Source organism: Marinobacter alexandrii (assembly GCA_039984955.1).
GTDB lineage: Bacteria > Bacteroidota > Bacteroidia > Cytophagales > Cyclobacteriaceae > Ekhidna.
In genome coordinates this window covers 274,429-289,932 of record JBDWTN010000005.1, presented here as the reverse complement: position 1 = coordinate 289,932, position 15,504 = coordinate 274,429, and the positions used below count along the sequence as shown (strand labels likewise).

The 15,504-nt window shown below is 38.4% G+C and carries 12 protein-coding genes; all 12 read left to right on the top strand.

Annotated elements, in window-relative coordinates; translation table 11 throughout:
* The first annotated feature begins 309 nt into the window (after positions 1–309).
* The 12 genes from ABJQ32_02000 to ABJQ32_01945 all read left to right on the top strand — a co-directional run bounded on the left by ABJQ32_02000 (position 310) and on the right by ABJQ32_01945 (position 15,504).
* Positions 310–1,593, top strand: coding sequence for a serine hydrolase (locus ABJQ32_02000; protein MEP5288391.1), 1,284 nt, complete (start codon positions 310–312; stop codon positions 1,591–1,593).
* Between the two features lie 193 nt (positions 1,594–1,786).
* Positions 1,787–3,043, top strand: coding sequence for a cytochrome c3 family protein (locus ABJQ32_01995; protein MEP5288390.1), 1,257 nt, complete (start codon positions 1,787–1,789; stop codon positions 3,041–3,043).
* Between the two features lie 28 nt (positions 3,044–3,071).
* Positions 3,072–6,170, top strand: coding sequence for a TAT-variant-translocated molybdopterin oxidoreductase (locus ABJQ32_01990; protein MEP5288389.1), 3,099 nt, complete (start codon positions 3,072–3,074; stop codon positions 6,168–6,170).
* Positions 6,170–7,552 (top strand): NrfD/PsrC family molybdoenzyme membrane anchor subunit, encoded by a 1,383-nt coding sequence (gene nrfD, locus ABJQ32_01985; GenBank protein ID MEP5288388.1) that lies wholly within the window; start codon positions 6,170–6,172, stop codon positions 7,550–7,552. Before ABJQ32_01990 ends, nrfD begins: the two co-directional genes overlap by 1 nt.
* Positions 7,553–7,555: 3 nt before the next feature.
* A complete protein-coding gene (locus ABJQ32_01980) occupies positions 7,556–8,083 on the top strand; it encodes a DUF3341 domain-containing protein (GenBank protein ID MEP5288387.1) in 528 nt (175 codons plus the stop codon).
* A gap of 2 nt (positions 8,084–8,085) precedes the next feature.
* Positions 8,086–8,712, top strand: coding sequence for a cytochrome c (locus tag ABJQ32_01975; protein MEP5288386.1), 627 nt, complete (start codon positions 8,086–8,088; stop codon positions 8,710–8,712).
* Between the two features lie 9 nt (positions 8,713–8,721).
* The gene (locus ABJQ32_01970; GenBank protein ID MEP5288385.1) at positions 8,722–10,068 is read left to right on the top strand and encodes a hypothetical protein; all 1,347 of its coding nucleotides are present in this window, start codon (positions 8,722–8,724) and stop codon (positions 10,066–10,068) included.
* A gap of 19 nt (positions 10,069–10,087) precedes the next feature.
* The gene (locus ABJQ32_01965; GenBank protein MEP5288384.1) at positions 10,088–11,176 is read left to right on the top strand and encodes a cytochrome c oxidase subunit II; all 1,089 of its coding nucleotides are present in this window, start codon (positions 10,088–10,090) and stop codon (positions 11,174–11,176) included.
* Between the two features lie 6 nt (positions 11,177–11,182).
* On the top strand, positions 11,183–13,048 hold the full coding sequence (locus ABJQ32_01960) for a cbb3-type cytochrome c oxidase subunit I (protein MEP5288383.1): 1,866 nt from the start codon (positions 11,183–11,185) through the stop codon (positions 13,046–13,048).
* Positions 13,032–14,051 carry a COX15/CtaA family protein gene (locus ABJQ32_01955; protein ID MEP5288382.1) on the top strand — a complete coding sequence of 340 codons (1,020 nt, stop codon included), beginning with the start codon at positions 13,032–13,034 and terminating at the stop codon, positions 14,049–14,051. The genes ABJQ32_01960 and ABJQ32_01955 overlap by 17 nt, the downstream gene beginning before the upstream one ends.
* A complete protein-coding gene (gene cyoE, locus ABJQ32_01950) occupies positions 14,048–14,938 on the top strand; it encodes a heme o synthase (GenBank protein ID MEP5288381.1) in 891 nt (296 codons plus the stop codon). Before ABJQ32_01955 ends, cyoE begins: the two co-directional genes overlap by 4 nt.
* On the top strand, positions 14,935–15,504 hold the full coding sequence (locus ABJQ32_01945) for a cytochrome c oxidase subunit 3 (GenBank protein MEP5288380.1): 570 nt from the start codon (positions 14,935–14,937) through the stop codon (positions 15,502–15,504). The genes cyoE and ABJQ32_01945 overlap by 4 nt, the downstream gene beginning before the upstream one ends.

Below are 15,504 nucleotides of genomic sequence, written 5' to 3'. Positions count from 1 at the left end.
TGTTTCTAATAAATGAAGGAGAAACAAGCGTACTCAACTGCTCAATAAGTTTTGGGAGGTGGCTTTTGTTTGCTTCTAGAATATCAACACGTTTTTTAAGCGATTCTCGAAATGACATACCACCTTCCATGCCTTGATCAGTAATTGATTTTATCTCAGCGATAGCCTTATCCTTATTTTGATTATCCTTGAGTGAAATTTCCGCAAGCACATCCAAAGCTTCCACTTGCATGAAAGTGCTGTCGAAATCAATAATGAAATACTTAGTTTGCTCCATTGATACTGTTAGGTAAGCATCAAAAATAGAACATGCACAAACTACGACATACCTTATTTATTCTTTTCTTTTCCGCAACCGTTTTAGTAAAAGGCCAAGCTTACGAATTACTACATCATAAAGTAGATAGTGTTGTGTCAAGTGCTATTCAGTCAGAGGCCTTTCCTGGTTGTGTTATTTACGCTGCTAAAGGAGATAGTGTTTTTTTTCTTAGTTCATATGGCCATCATACGTATGACTCTTTGAGACGAGTAGCTGTGAATGATATTTATGATTTAGCTTCTGTTACGAAGGTAGCAGGAGGAACACTCGCTATGATGAAATTGTATGAAGAAGGATTTTATAATTTGGATGATCCCATTGGGGCGTTTGTAGATGGTTTAAGGAATAACATAGGTGAACTTACGTTCAGAGAGATACTTTCACATCAGGCAGGGCTTTATCCATGGATTCCTTATTATGATGAATCAAAGAAGAAAAATGGAAAGTATAGAAGTAAATCCATTTCTGATATCAATGGCTCAGATTATAACTTCCCACTTTCTGATAGTCTTTTTCTTCACAAAGATTTCTATTTGAAAATCAAAAAAATGATTCGAAAAAGTGAAGTGTCTAAGCAGAAATCATACAGATACTCAGGCTTATTTTTTTATCTTATTCCTGAGTTGGTCAAATCGCTTACAGACACATCTTATCAAGATTATCTTGACTATCATTTTTATAATCCAATCAGAGCGGAGACACTTACCTTCAATCCTCTTGATAAATTCGGGAAGAATAGAATTGCACCTACAGAAATAGATACCTTTTTCAGAATGAAGTCGATTCATGGACGAGTCCACGATGAAGGGGCAATAATGATGAAAGGAATCTCGGGAAATGCAGGACTTTTTAGTAACGCTGAAGATTTGGGGAAATTGTTCAAGGTTTTTCTTCAAGACGGTAGATATGATTCCGCCCATTTGCTAAATCCATCTACTATCCAACTCTTTACCTCTAGTCAATATCCGAATAACGGAAATAGGAGGGGGCTTGGTTTTGACAAGCCACTGTTGAAGTATGACTCTATTAGAAGTAGTGTTGCTAAAAGTGCCAGTTTTAAAAGCTACGGTCATACCGGATACACAGGTACCATAGCTTGGGCGGATCCTGAATCTGATCTTATATTTATTTTTCTGACCAATCGAGTGTATCCTTCAAGAACCAATCGAGCACTATATGATCTTAACGTTCGGCCCTCTATTCATCAGTTGATTTATAATTATTTGGATGGGCAATATTCTCAAAAAACCTACCCTGTCGAAAACACCAAATAAACAATGACATATAATTATTTAAAATCATTCTAAATAAGACTATTTTTGGCTTTTTAAATAATTGTAATTAGTTGATAAACTGATACTTACGAATGTTTTGGGTAGGGGTAGGAATTAGTTCATTAGCTACCTTTGAAAAACAACAACCCAATGTTACTTTTGTACGCGTTTGATCTCAAGCCCATCGGAATACATGTTTAAAACAACACCGAAACTAACCAGAATACTACTAAGCTTAGCGCTAGCTGTATTCGCCACTCTGAGTCTAAAAGCTCAGGAAATTCCCACAGACGAAAGCGTTATATCCGCTGGAGAGTCTACATTCAAAGCCAACTGTACTCAATGTCATCAGATATGGGAAGTACGAATAGGGCCTGCGCTGAACAACGTATATGAGCGTCGTTCTGTTGAATGGATAACATCATGGATTAAAAATTCTCAAGCGATGATTGCCTCAGGAGATGAGCAAGCAGTTGCACTTTGGGAAGAATACGATAAAACGGTCATGGCGGCTTACCCATTCTCAGATGGTGAGATAATGGAACTGTTAGCTTACATCCAAGCAGAAACTGTTGCTGGACCACCGAAACCTCCTACTCCCGAACCAGGAGTGACTGGTGAAGCACAAGGAGACTCGATATCTTCTTCTTACTTAATGGCAGTGATCATCATATTGGTTGTTGTTTTACTGTTAGCTGTTATAGCGCTGATTATAGCTGCAAAAACATTGGTTAAGCATCTCAAGGATGTTAAGGGACTGAATGAAGCAGAGCAAGAAGTGGTATCACAGCAATTTGATGTTGCTGCATTTTTGAAGAGCAACAATTTCGTTGGCTTGGTGATTTTCATCTTTACTGTAGTTGTATTGAAGACATTGATAGATGGAGCCTTTACCATAGGTGTTCAGCAAGGATATCAACCTACTCAACCGATTGCCTTTTCGCACGAGATTCATGCAGGACAGTATGAGATAGACTGTCAATATTGTCATACTGGAGTAAGAAAATCTAAATCTGCTAACATTCCTTCGCCTAACATATGTATGAATTGTCATACACAGGTAAAGACAGAATCAGAAGAAATTCAGAAAATATATGCTGCGATCGATTATGATCCAGACACAAAAACTTACGGTACAAATACTAAACCTATTGAGTGGGTAAGAATTCATAATCTTCCTGATTTAGCATACTTCAATCATTCTCAGCATGTAAAAGTTGCAGAATTAGAATGTGAAACTTGTCATGGACCTATCAAGGAAATGGAAGTGGTATATCAATACTCAAGCTTAACAATGGGATGGTGTATTAATTGCCATAGAGAAACCGATGTAAATACAAAAGGAAACGAATATTATGACAAACTTGTAAAGCTTCATTCAGAGCAAAGCAAGGAGCCAATGAAAGTTGAAGACATTGGAGGGTTGGAATGTGCTAAATGTCACTATTAATATTCGAAACAGCTGATCTAAAAGTATAATGAAAGAAACCAAGAAATACTGGAAAGGGTTAGAGCAACTGGAAAACACTCCTGATTTCCAGACTAGAGCTTCAAAAGAATTTCCTGAGTATCTGCCAATAAACGGTGGAGAAAATGGAGAGCCATCACGTAGAGATTTTCTTAAATTGATGGGCTTTGGTGTTGCTGCAGTTTCATTGGCAGCATGTGAAGCGCCTGTTAGAAAGGCAATTCCATATGTAAATAAACCAGTAGATATAGACCCAGGCGTAGCTAACTATTATGCTTCTACCTATGCAATGGGCAATGATGTCGCATCTGTAGTAGTAAAAACGCGAGAAGGTAGACCAATTAAAATAGAGGGTAATGATCTTTCTATGATTAGTCAGGGAGGAACGACCACACAGGTTGAATCTTCAGTTCTCTCCTTGTATGATGGAGAAAGACTTCAGAACCCTAAGATAGGAGGAGAGGATACAGATTGGGATACTATAGATAATAGAATCAAAACTGAACTTGCTGCAAATGGAGGTAAAATTTCAATTGTATCATATTCTAATTGTAGTCCAAGTACAAGAAGGGCGGTTCAGGTACTAGCTGATAAATATGGAGAAGTAGAGCATATTCAGTACGACCCAGTCTCGATGAGTGGTTTGTTGGATGCTTATGGAGAGGCTACTGGTACGCGAAGCTTCCCGATGCATGATTTCTCAAAAGCAAGTACAATCGTTTCGATTACAGCAGATTTCCTTGGGACTTGGCCAAATCAGGCTTTGAACAATAAGCAATTTGCCGCAACTAGAAAATTGGGTCCAGACAAGAAAGAGATGTCCAGACTTTATTCTTTTGAGTCCAACCTTTCATTAACAGGATCAAATGCGGATTATAGACAACCTATCAAGCCTTCGCAAGAAGGATTGTATGTTGCCAATCTTTATAACTTGATTTCTCAGAAAGCAGGAGCTGCTTCGATTGGCGTTGGCAGATTAGAGGATTCTGTTACACTTGAAAAAGCTGCAAATGACCTCTGGAAGTCTAGAGGTAAATCTTTAGTGGTTAGTGGATCAAATGATAAGAATGTACAGTTATTGGTAATCGCTATCAACGACTTGCTTCAAAGTTTTGGTACAACAATCAATCTTGATAAAAGTATAAATACACGTCAAGGAAGCGATTCAGCCTTCGCTAAATTGGTAGATGATGTGAAAGGTGGAAGTGTAGGAACCGTATTATTCTACAATTGCAACCCTGCATATGATCATGTAATGGGACAACAATTGGTCAGCTCATTGGGAAAGGTTAAAACAACCATTTCTACTTCTGATAGAATGGATGAGACCAATAGTTCTGTTAAGTACATTGCTCCAGATCATCACTATCTGGAATCTTGGAATGATTTTGAGCCAGTTACCGGCCATATAACTCTTTCACAGCCGACGATAAACAATATATTTAATACCAGACAAGCTCAGGAATCTTTCCTGAAATGGTCTGATAATCCAGTAGCATACTACGATTTTCTTAGAGAAGGATGGCAGTCATTCGCTTCTGGGGATTTCAGCGGCTTCTTCGATAAGTGTCTTCATGATGGTTTTTATAACATAGAAGAAACTGGTGATCAGAAAGCTGTATCAGTTGATGCGGTAGTTGTAGCTGGAAACTTGAAAGGCTACTCTGCAAAATCTGATGGACTTGAACTAGTTCTGTATACAAACTATTCAGTTGGAGATGGAACACAAGCCAATAATCCTTGGCTTCAGGAGATGCCGGATCCAATCACAAAAGCATGTTGGGATAACTACTTCACTGTATCTCCACGTCAGGCCAGAGAGAATGATTGGTTTGTCAAAGATGGAGATATGGACTACCAAGTTGCGACAATGACTGTCAATGGTAAATCCGTAATAGCTCCAATTATCCCTCAACCAGGTCAAGCCTATGGAACTGTTGGATTGGCCATGGGATACGGTCGAACAAACGCCGGTCAAGTTGCTAATGGCGTTGGTGTAAATGCTTATCCATTGATTGCTAGTACAGCTAATGGATTAAGATTCACCGCGAAAGCCACGCTTGAGCTAAATGGAGAAGAACGTAAGGTTGCACAAACTCAGACAGCACAAACCTATGCAGGTAGAGAGACGGTAATTCAAGAGTCCACACTAGGCGAGTATCAAAAAGATCCTCAAGCAGGAAGAAGCTTCCCGATGATCTCAAAGGCTGACGGAACAAAAGTCAGACCTCATGCGGTATCTCTTTGGAAAGGGCATGAATATCCAAATCACCATTGGGGAATGATTGTGGATCTTAATTCATGTACAGGTTGTGGGACATGTACAGTAGCATGTCAGACTGAAAATAATATTCCTGTAGTAGGTAGAGAGGAAGTTCTGAATAGAAGGGAAATGCACTGGATCCGTATTGATAGATATTACAGTAGCAGAGAAGAGAGTGAAATAACGGAAAAAGATTTAGACTCAAATATTGTGAGTAAAGCTGAAGTTGCTTCGGATAATCCTGAAGTCACTTTCCAGCCAATGATGTGTCAGCAGTGCAATAATGCGCCATGCGAAACAGTATGTCCTGTGGCTGCAACAACACACAGTACTGAGGGATTGAATCAAATGACTTATAACAGGTGTATTGGTACAAGATATTGTGCTAACAACTGCCCTTATAAAGTGCGTAGGTTCAACTGGTTTAAGTACCATGACAATGCACAGTTTGATAAGAACACAGCAATGAATAACGATCTTGGTAAGATGGTATTGAATCCGGATGTAACTGTGAGAGCAAGAGGGGTTATGGAAAAATGTACGTTCTGTGTGCAGCGTATTCAGTCAGGAAAACTTGATGCTAAGAAAGAAGGAAGAAGACCTGTAGATGGTGAAATTCAAACAGCTTGTGCAAAATCATGTCCTACAGATGCATTAGTGTTTGGAGATATGAAAGATCCTGAAAGTAAGATTTCTCAAACTTTGAAACTTAGGTATAGTGATAAGAGCGTGGAAGCTACAGAAGATAGAGCTTATCATGTACTTGAGGAGCTTAGAGTTATGCCAAATGTTTGGTACTTGACCAAAATCAGAAATAAAGACAAAAACGATAAATTAGACGCATAATGCACGCAGAATCAGAAGTAAGAGTACCCCTCATTACTGGTGGCAAGACGCTCCATGATGTTTCTGAGGATATTGCTGGAAGAGTAGAGCAGAAACCTACGGTAACATGGATGTTGGCAATGGCTGTCTCTTTAGCACTTCTTCTTGCTGGAGGGTATGCAGTAGCAATCACTCTTTGGGATGGAATCGGAATGTGGGGACTTAATAAAACTGTTGGTTGGGCATGGGATATTACCAATTTTGTTTGGTGGGTAGGTATTGGTCATGCAGGTACGTTGATATCTGCAGTTCTTCTACTTTTCCGTCAGCGTTGGAGAATGTCTATCAACCGTGCGTCTGAGGCGATGACAATATTTGCTGTAATCTGTGCAGCAATGTTTCCAGTGCTTCACATGGGGCGTCCTTGGTTAGGTTTTTACTGGGCATTACCGCTTCCAAATACATTTGGCTCTTTGTGGGTGAATTTTAACTCACCGCTACTTTGGGATGTTTTTGCTATTTCAACTTATTTCTCAGTCTCGCTAGTATTTTGGTACATTGGGTTGATTCCTGATTTTGCCACAATCCGTGACAGAGCAAAGAATAAAATTTCTAGAGCCATTTACGGAGCTTTAAGCTTTGGATGGACTGGTGGAGCCAAAACATGGGCTCATTATGAGACCGTATCATTGGTATTGGCAGGTTTGGCAACACCGCTTGTACTTTCTGTACACACCATTGTATCATTTGACTTTGCCACATCGGTAATCCCCGGATGGCATACGACAATTTTTCCTCCATATTTTGTGGCTGGAGCAATCTTCTCAGGATTTGCTATGGTATTAACACTTCTACTTGTGACCAGGAAAGTTTACAAGCTTGAAGATTATATCACAATTCAACATGTCGAGTTGATGAACATTGTCATTATTGTGACTGGGTCAATCGTTGGGATTGCATATATAACAGAGTTTTTTATTGCATGGTATTCAGGCGTGGAAGCTGAACAATATGCATTCATAAATAGAGCAACTGGTCCTTACTGGTGGGCATATTGGTCAATGATGACTTGTAATGTGATCTCACCTCAGCTTTTCTGGTTTAAGAAAATTAGAACGAACCTGGCGGCTACTTTCGTCATTTCTATTATTGTAAATATTGGAATGTGGTTTGAGCGATTTGTAATTATTGTTACTTCCCTTCATAGGGATTATTTGCCGTCTAGTTGGGCAATGTTCTACCCTACGATGTACGATATAGGAGTTTATGTCTTCACTTTTGGATTGTTCTTTACAGCATTCTTCCTTTTTGCGAAGTTTTTCCCTGTGATTAATATGGCCGAAGTGAAAAGTATTATTAAAGCAACTGGAGAAAAGCCGGCACAGTCGGAAATAAAAAAATAGATTATGTCTCAAGGAACGAATTACGTACTGGGCGTCTATGAAGATGAAGATGTTTTGATGGACGCTATCAAAACAGTAAGGGAGTCAGGTGTAAAAATCGAAGAGGTTTATTCACCATTTCCTGTACACGGACTCGAAGATGCATTAGGGTATAAACGAAGCTGGCTATCCATAGCCGCATTCCTTTTTGGTATTACCGGTACCACGCTTGCATTAACTATGCAAATTGGTATGATGGGTGTTGATTGGCCAATGATCATTGGAGGTAAGGATCACATTCCTTTTCCTTCTTTCGTACCAGTGACGTTTGAACTCACTGTTCTACTAGCTTCATTTGGAATGGTAGGCACCTTTTTAGGTATTTCAAATCTTAAGCCATGGGGTAAGCCAAGAATCTACGATATCCGGATTACTGATGATAAACATGTGATGGCTATTGATTTAGATAGCAATGACAAAACTGAAGCGGATATAAAAAGCGTATTGAACGGTAGTGGAGCCACTGAGGTGAATAACAAAAAGTTTGATTGATAATGAAACTAAAGACATTAAGATATTTAGGGATTATCACATTAGGGACATTAGTTGCCTCTTGTGCAGCTGGTGTTGATGACACAGGACTGGAGTATGCTCCTCAAATGTATCATTCTACTCCTTATGAGCCATTAACACAGATTACCAATGAAGATGCTGGTACTTGGCTAGATTCCAATGATGAGGATGAACATGGAGAGTTTTATAACTCTAATCCATATAACCAATTCAAAATGAATATGCGTAAGCCTGTGGCTAATACAGTTAGAAGAGGTCAACCACTACCTGTTCGTTTGACAAAAGATGAATTAGAAATTGCTGCTACCACTTTGGTAAGCCCATTTGCCTTAGATGCTGAAGGGGTAGTGAAAGATGGAAAAGCACTATATGATAGCTATTGTCAACATTGTCATGGTGAAAAGGGAAATGCAGATGGAAAAGTAGCTGAAGCTTATGCAGGAGTTGCCAATCTAAATGGAGCGGCCTACTTAGAAGTTACAGAAGGCCATATATTTCATGTTATCACTTATGGTAAAGGACTGATGGGAGCACATGGATCTCAGGTAAGTTCCCAAGATCGTTGGAGGATAGCTCGATACGTTAAAGAATTGCAAAAGAAGAATTAAAATCTACTCATGGTATCAGAAGAAAGATTTGAATTTACTGCCACTGCAAAGAAGCGCTTGCTAATAACCTTAGTTGTAGGTTTAGTGCTTTCTGCTGTAGGATATTTTACATTAGGATCAGGAGATCACGGGGAAGACCATGGAGGTGATCACTCGGAAGTAGTGTCTGATGGTCACGGAGAGGAGCCATACGGTGAAGAAGATCATGCAGAAGAAGGTCATGGTGAAGAAACTCATCATGGAAGTAGCTCTTCTGTCAAAAGACTTTTATCTAACCTATGGATTAACAATGTGTTTTTTGCTGGTCTAGCGGTTATTGGCGTATTCTTCTTTGCTATCCAATATGCAGCTCAGGCGGGCTGGACAGCAGGAGTAAAACGAATACCTCTGGCTTTTGGTAACTGGCTCCCAATCGCATTTGTTCTAATGTTGGTTGTCTTCTTTTTTGGAGCTGGTGATATCTTCCATTGGACCCATCATGATTTATATGGAGAGAATGGTGACGAAATAATAAAAGGTAAAGCTCCATATTTTTTCTGGCCTTTAGAAGGAGGCTCGATACCTGTATTTTGGATAGGGAGAATGGTTGTTTTCTTCGGTGTATGGTATCTATTATTTAGAAAATTGAGATCTCTGGCATTCGCTGAAGATTTAGAGGGAGGTACTGCAAAATGGTATCAGATGAGAAAGACATCTGCTGTCTTCCTTATATTCTTCGCAGTTTCTTCATCTATGTCAGCTTGGGATTGGATCATGTCAATTGATGTTCATTGGTTTAGTACCATGTTTGGTTGGTATGCATTCGCTAGTTGGTGGGTAGCCGGTTTGGCATTGACATTGTTCATTGTAGTAATGCTCAAGGATAAAGGATATCTAGCCGTGGTTAATGAAAACCACATTCATGATCTAGGAAAATTTGTTTTTGCTTTTAGTATTTTCTGGACGTATATATGGTTCTCTCAATTCCTTCTAATATACTATGCACATATTCCTGAGGAAACAGTGTATTTCTTGGAACGATGGAAGGATGACCACTATGCTCCAGTGTTTTATATCAATTTAATTTTAAACTTCTTCTTTCCTTTCTTGTTTCTTATGACAAGAGATGCGAAGAGACATACACGGATTTTAAAAGTTGTTTGTCCTGCTGTTGTATTTGGTCATTGGCTAGACTTTTATATGATGGTTTCACCAGGTACGGTAGGAGACAATGGAGGTTTTGGATTCCTTGAGATAGGGTTAATTCTTGTATATGTTGGTGCTTTCTTATATGTGACTTTAAATGCACTATCAAAGGCGCCTTTGTTCGGGAAAAATCACCCAATGTTAAAAGAAAGTTTGCATCATCATATTTAATAAGTGAGGGATAGAGATTATGCTTAATTTAATCATTGTTGTAGCGGTCGTTTTAATCATAGCTGTGATATTCATAGCATACCGTGTTACTACGTTAGTTGATGTTGTAAAGAAGGACAAGAAGAAGACTCATGTGCCATCTGGTAATAATTTTCAAGGTTTGCTAATGATGGTATTCCTGATTGCAGGAATTGCGGGATTCTTTTACTTTTCGATGACTGAGTACAACACTTACAATTTGCCAATTGCATCTGAGCATGCTGTAGTTACTGAAAATTTATTTTGGATTACAATGGCGGTTACCGTTTTTGTATTCATTGTTACTCAGATTTTCTTATTCGGTTTTGGTTGGAAGTATCGTTATAAAGAAACGAACAAAGCCCACTATTATCCACACAATAATAAGTTGGAGATGATTTGGACAATTGTTCCAGCAGTCGTTCTGGCATGGTTGATTATTTCTGGTTTGAAGCAATGGAATTTAGTTACAGGCCCAGCTCCGGAAAATTCTGAGGTCATAGAGGTAATGGGATATCAGTACGCTTGGGCATTCAGATATCCTGGAAAAGATGGAGCATTAGGAAAATATGATTTTAGAAAAATCGATGCAATTAATTCAATGGGTATCGATTTAGAAGATCAAAGTGGTCATGACGATTTTATGCCTACTCAACTTGTCTTACCAAAAGGCAAGCCAGTGCATCTTCAAATTCGTGGTAGAGATGTAATACATAGTGTTTATAATCCACACTTCAGAATGCAGATGAATGCAGTTCCTGGAATGCCTACACGTTTTTGGTTTACACCTACTGTAAGTACAGAGGAGATGCGAGAAATAACTGGAAACCCTGATTTCAATTATGAACTTGTATGCAATAAAATTTGCGGTAAGAGTCATTATGGTATGAAAGGAATTATCACGGTACTTGAACAAGATGAATATGATTCATGGTATAAGGAAAGTCAGGAAAATACTTTCCTTAAACAAAATCCAAGTTATATAAGTCAGGTTCCGGAAGATTTGAAAGAAGCTGCAAAAATTGCTGCGGGAATCGAAAACATTGAGAGTCAACAAAAAGTTACAACTGCTGCGAGTAGTTCAAAATAATTCAATATGTCAGTAACAGATATACAACTTCAAGAAGATTTGGCACATGATGATCACCATGACGATGAACATCACGAACAGGGGTTTATAAGCAAGTATATATTCACGACTGATCACAAGACAATCGCGAAGCAATTCTTGATTACAGGTATTTTCTGGGCATTGATAGGAGGCGGACTCTCTATCATATTCAGACTTCAGTTGGGATTTCCGGAAATGAGCTTAGAGTGGCTAAGACCTCTATTAGGGCAATGGATTACTGAAACAGGCAAATTAGATGCTGAATTTTATTTGGCTCTGGTTACTATGCATGGTACCATTATGGTATTTTTCGTGCTGACAGCTGGCTTAAGTGGTACATTCTCTAATTTCTTAATTCCGTTACAGATTGGAGCAAGGGACATGGCTTCAGGCTTCATGAATTTGCTGTCTTACTGGTTCTTTTTTGCATCCAGTGTTGTTATGTTCATTTCTCTTTTTATCGAAACTGGACCAGCCGGCGGTGGATGGACTGTCTATCCGCCATTGAGCGCACTACCTCAAGCAATTCAAGGATCAGGCCTTGGAATGACCTTATGGTTGGTTTCAATGGCATTATTCATCGCTTCTTCTCTCTTAGGTGGTATTAATTATATCACTACTATCATCAATATGAGAACACAAGGGATGTCGTTTGCACGAATGCCTTTAACTATTTGGGCATTTTTTATTACAGCAATCTTAGGATTGTTGTCATTCCCAGTTTTATTATCGGCAGCATTGCTCTTGATATTTGACCGATCCTTCGGTACTAGTTTCTATTTATCAGAAATCTATATACAAGGTGAGGCTTTGCCTAATGTAGGTGGAAGTCCAATTTTATACCAGCATTTGTTTTGGTTCCTGGGACACCCTGAAGTATACATTGTAATACTTCCAGCACTGGGTATTACATCAGAAATTATTGCAACCAATTCACGGAAACCAATATTTGGCTATAAGGCAATGATTGGCTCAATGTTAGGAATTGGCTTCTTATCGTTTATTGTATGGGCTCACCACATGTTTGTGACTGGCATGAATCCATTTTTAGGTTCAGTATTTACCATATTGACATTGGTGATAGCAGTTCCATCCGCTATTAAGGCATTTAATTATATCACGACATTGTGGAAAGGCAATATCATATTCACTCCAGCCATGTTGTTTTCGATAGGTTTAGTGTCTTTCTTCATATCAGGAGGATTGACAGGTATTTTCCTTGGGAACTCAGTTCTTGATATTAATCTTCATGACACATATTTCGTTGTTGCTCATTTTCACCTTGTAATGGGGAGCGCATCGTTTTTTGGTCTTTTGGCTGGTGTGTATCATTGGTTCCCTAAGATGTTCGGAAGAATGATGAATGATAAGCTAGGCAAGTTGCATTTTTGGCTATCTTTTGTAGGTATCTATCTGGTGTTTTTCCCATTACACTATATAGGAATAGCAGGCTTTCCGAGAAGATATTATTCATTCACTTCATTTGAAACGTTTAGTATTTATGGAGATTTGAATGCACTGGTAAGTATTGCAGCTATTTTGACCTTTGCAGCTCAGTTTATATTCCTATTTAACTTCTTCTATTCTATATATAGAGGCAAATTAGCACCTGCTAATCCATGGAAGTCAACAACGCTTGAATGGACGACACCTCGATTCCCAGGACATGGTAATTGGATAGGAGCAATACCTAAGGTATTTAGATGGCCTTATGATTACAGTAAGCCAGAAGCGAAAGATGATTTCATTCCTCAAACGGTACCTTACTCGCACACTTCTGAATCTAACCTTGAGCACGAAAATGAGCTAACTAAGGATGAAGATTTGACTGGAGTTGAGAAGAATAATTAATCAAAAGAATTTTCTAAGAATAAATGCAATTACACTAGTATCAGTATTTGTACTGATACTAGTGGGTAGCATTGTTCGCGTAATGGGTGCTGGAATGGGCTGCCCGGATTGGCCTAAATGCTTCGGTTCATACATTCCTCCAACCACTTCTGAAGTTTTACCAGATAATTATCAAGATATATTTCTTGAGCAAAGGATTGCTAAAAATAAGCGTCTTGCTAAGATGTTTAGCCGCCTTGGATACAACGATTTGAGTAATAAAATCACCAATGATCCGGCAGTTCTTGTTGAACAGGAATTTGATGTAACCAAGGCCTGGATTGAATACATCAATAGATTAGTTGGTGTATTGATTGGATTATTTGTTTTTTTTAATATGATTTTCTCATTCGCTTTCAAGAAAAAATCGATATGGATTCCTATTGTCGGTGTGATGATTTTTATTTTAACAGGATTCCAAGGATGGGTAGGATCACTGGTTGTCTCTACAAATCTTCTACATGGTTTTATCACGTTCCATATGCTGTTGGCTTTGGTGATCGTAGCTATGTTAATATGGATGAACGTAAAAGTTCGAGAGCTTCCAATCTATAGACATAATCCGCTTTTTATAGTCGGTTTAGTGACTACATTATTATTTATACCTCAAATAGTACTTGGAACAGAAGTACGTGGTGTAATTGATGATTTATTGATATCTCCAATAGGAAAAGAAGACTGGAGTACACATCTATCGACTTCTTTTTTTATTCATAGATCTTATTCATGGTTGATTCTTATTGGGTCTGTTTTAATAGCATATTATGCTAGAAAGACTAAACAAGTCTGGATCATCAATACCTCTGTGAGATTGGTTTTTCTAGTTTTTCTAGCAATGATAGCAGGAATAGGAATGACTCGATTTGCGTTTCCTTTTTGGTTACAGCCACTTCATTTAATTCTTGGTGTTAGCATTTTTAGCATGCTCTTTTACTTAACTTTACGTCTCAAACTAGTCAGGTGAACTCTTCTGTATCTCATATCGATATTAATACCGCAACAAAAGTTAAGGCGTATTATGAATTGCTCAAACCAAGACTGTCTTTTCTAGTAGTATTCTCCTCTGGATTTGGTTATGCATTGGCAAATCAATCATCCATTAATTGGATTAATTTCTTTTTCTTTTTAGTCGCTGGTTTTTTAGTTTCAGGATCTTCTGTAACGATCAATCAGGTCATCGAGCAGAAGTATGACGCGATTATGAAAAGGACTAAGAACAGACCTCTTCCATCGAGTAGAATAACTGAGACTGAGGCTATTTGGTTTAGTCTTTTGACTGGTATAGCTGGATTAGGGTTAATGCTCGTTGCTGCAAATTTTTTAGCCACAGCTTTATCACTTTTATCTTTAATTCTATATGCTTTTGTATACACACCATTGAAGCGTGTAGGTTCTATTGCCGTTTTTGTTGGTGCTATTCCTGGAGCTTTGCCTCCATTAATTGGATGGGCAGCTGCTAGTGGGTTACTTACTTATGAGGCTATGATCATCTTCGGAATCCAATTTATCTGGCAGTTTCCACATTTTTGGGCCATTGCTTGGGTATCCGATGAAGACTATAAAAAGGCTGGTTTTAAACTATTACCAGGAGGGGGAGCAAAAGACCTTAATACCGCTATAAACATAATGGTGTATACATTGTTTTTATTACCGTTAGGTCTGTTGCCAACTTATTTTGGTTTGACAGGTCTTACTAGTGGGGTGGTAGCTACTGTTTGCGGAACACTCTTTCTTGCGCAGACTTTTAGTTTGATGAAAGATACTTCAAATCAAAAGGCACGGCGGATCATGTTTGGATCTTTTATCTATTTACCAATTGTGCAAATAACTTTTTTAATAGATAAGCTATGACAGGAGAATTAGAAGCGAATAAAGTACGATCAATGCATCCTAAAAAGTTTGCAATGTGGTTGTTTCTTGTTTCTGTAGTAATGGTATTTGTCTCATTATCAAGTGCCTATATCGTTAAGAAATCAGTTGGTGATTGGGTTTATATCGATTTTCCGCCACTGTTCAAGTTTACTACAGGGATCATAATACTAAGTAGTGTGACGATGCATCTCGCTTATATTTTTGCTAAAAGGGATGACATTAATAAAATACGCATTGCTCTGACATTAACTGCGATATTAGCAATCGTATTCATAGTAGGTCAAATTCAAGCTTGGGGTCAGCTAGTTGAGGGAGGGTTTCACTTTGTTGGAAACCCGGCAAGTTCTTTCATTTATGTATTTACAGGACTACATATAGCACACCTAATCGGAGCGATTGTTTTCCTATTGATTGTTCTGAATAAAGCATTTAGATATCAAGTTCATTCGAAGAGTTTAGTTCGAATAGAGATGTGTACCACATTCTGGCATTTTCTTGGTGGACTTTGGTTGTATTTATACTTATTTTTGATTCTCAATAATTAA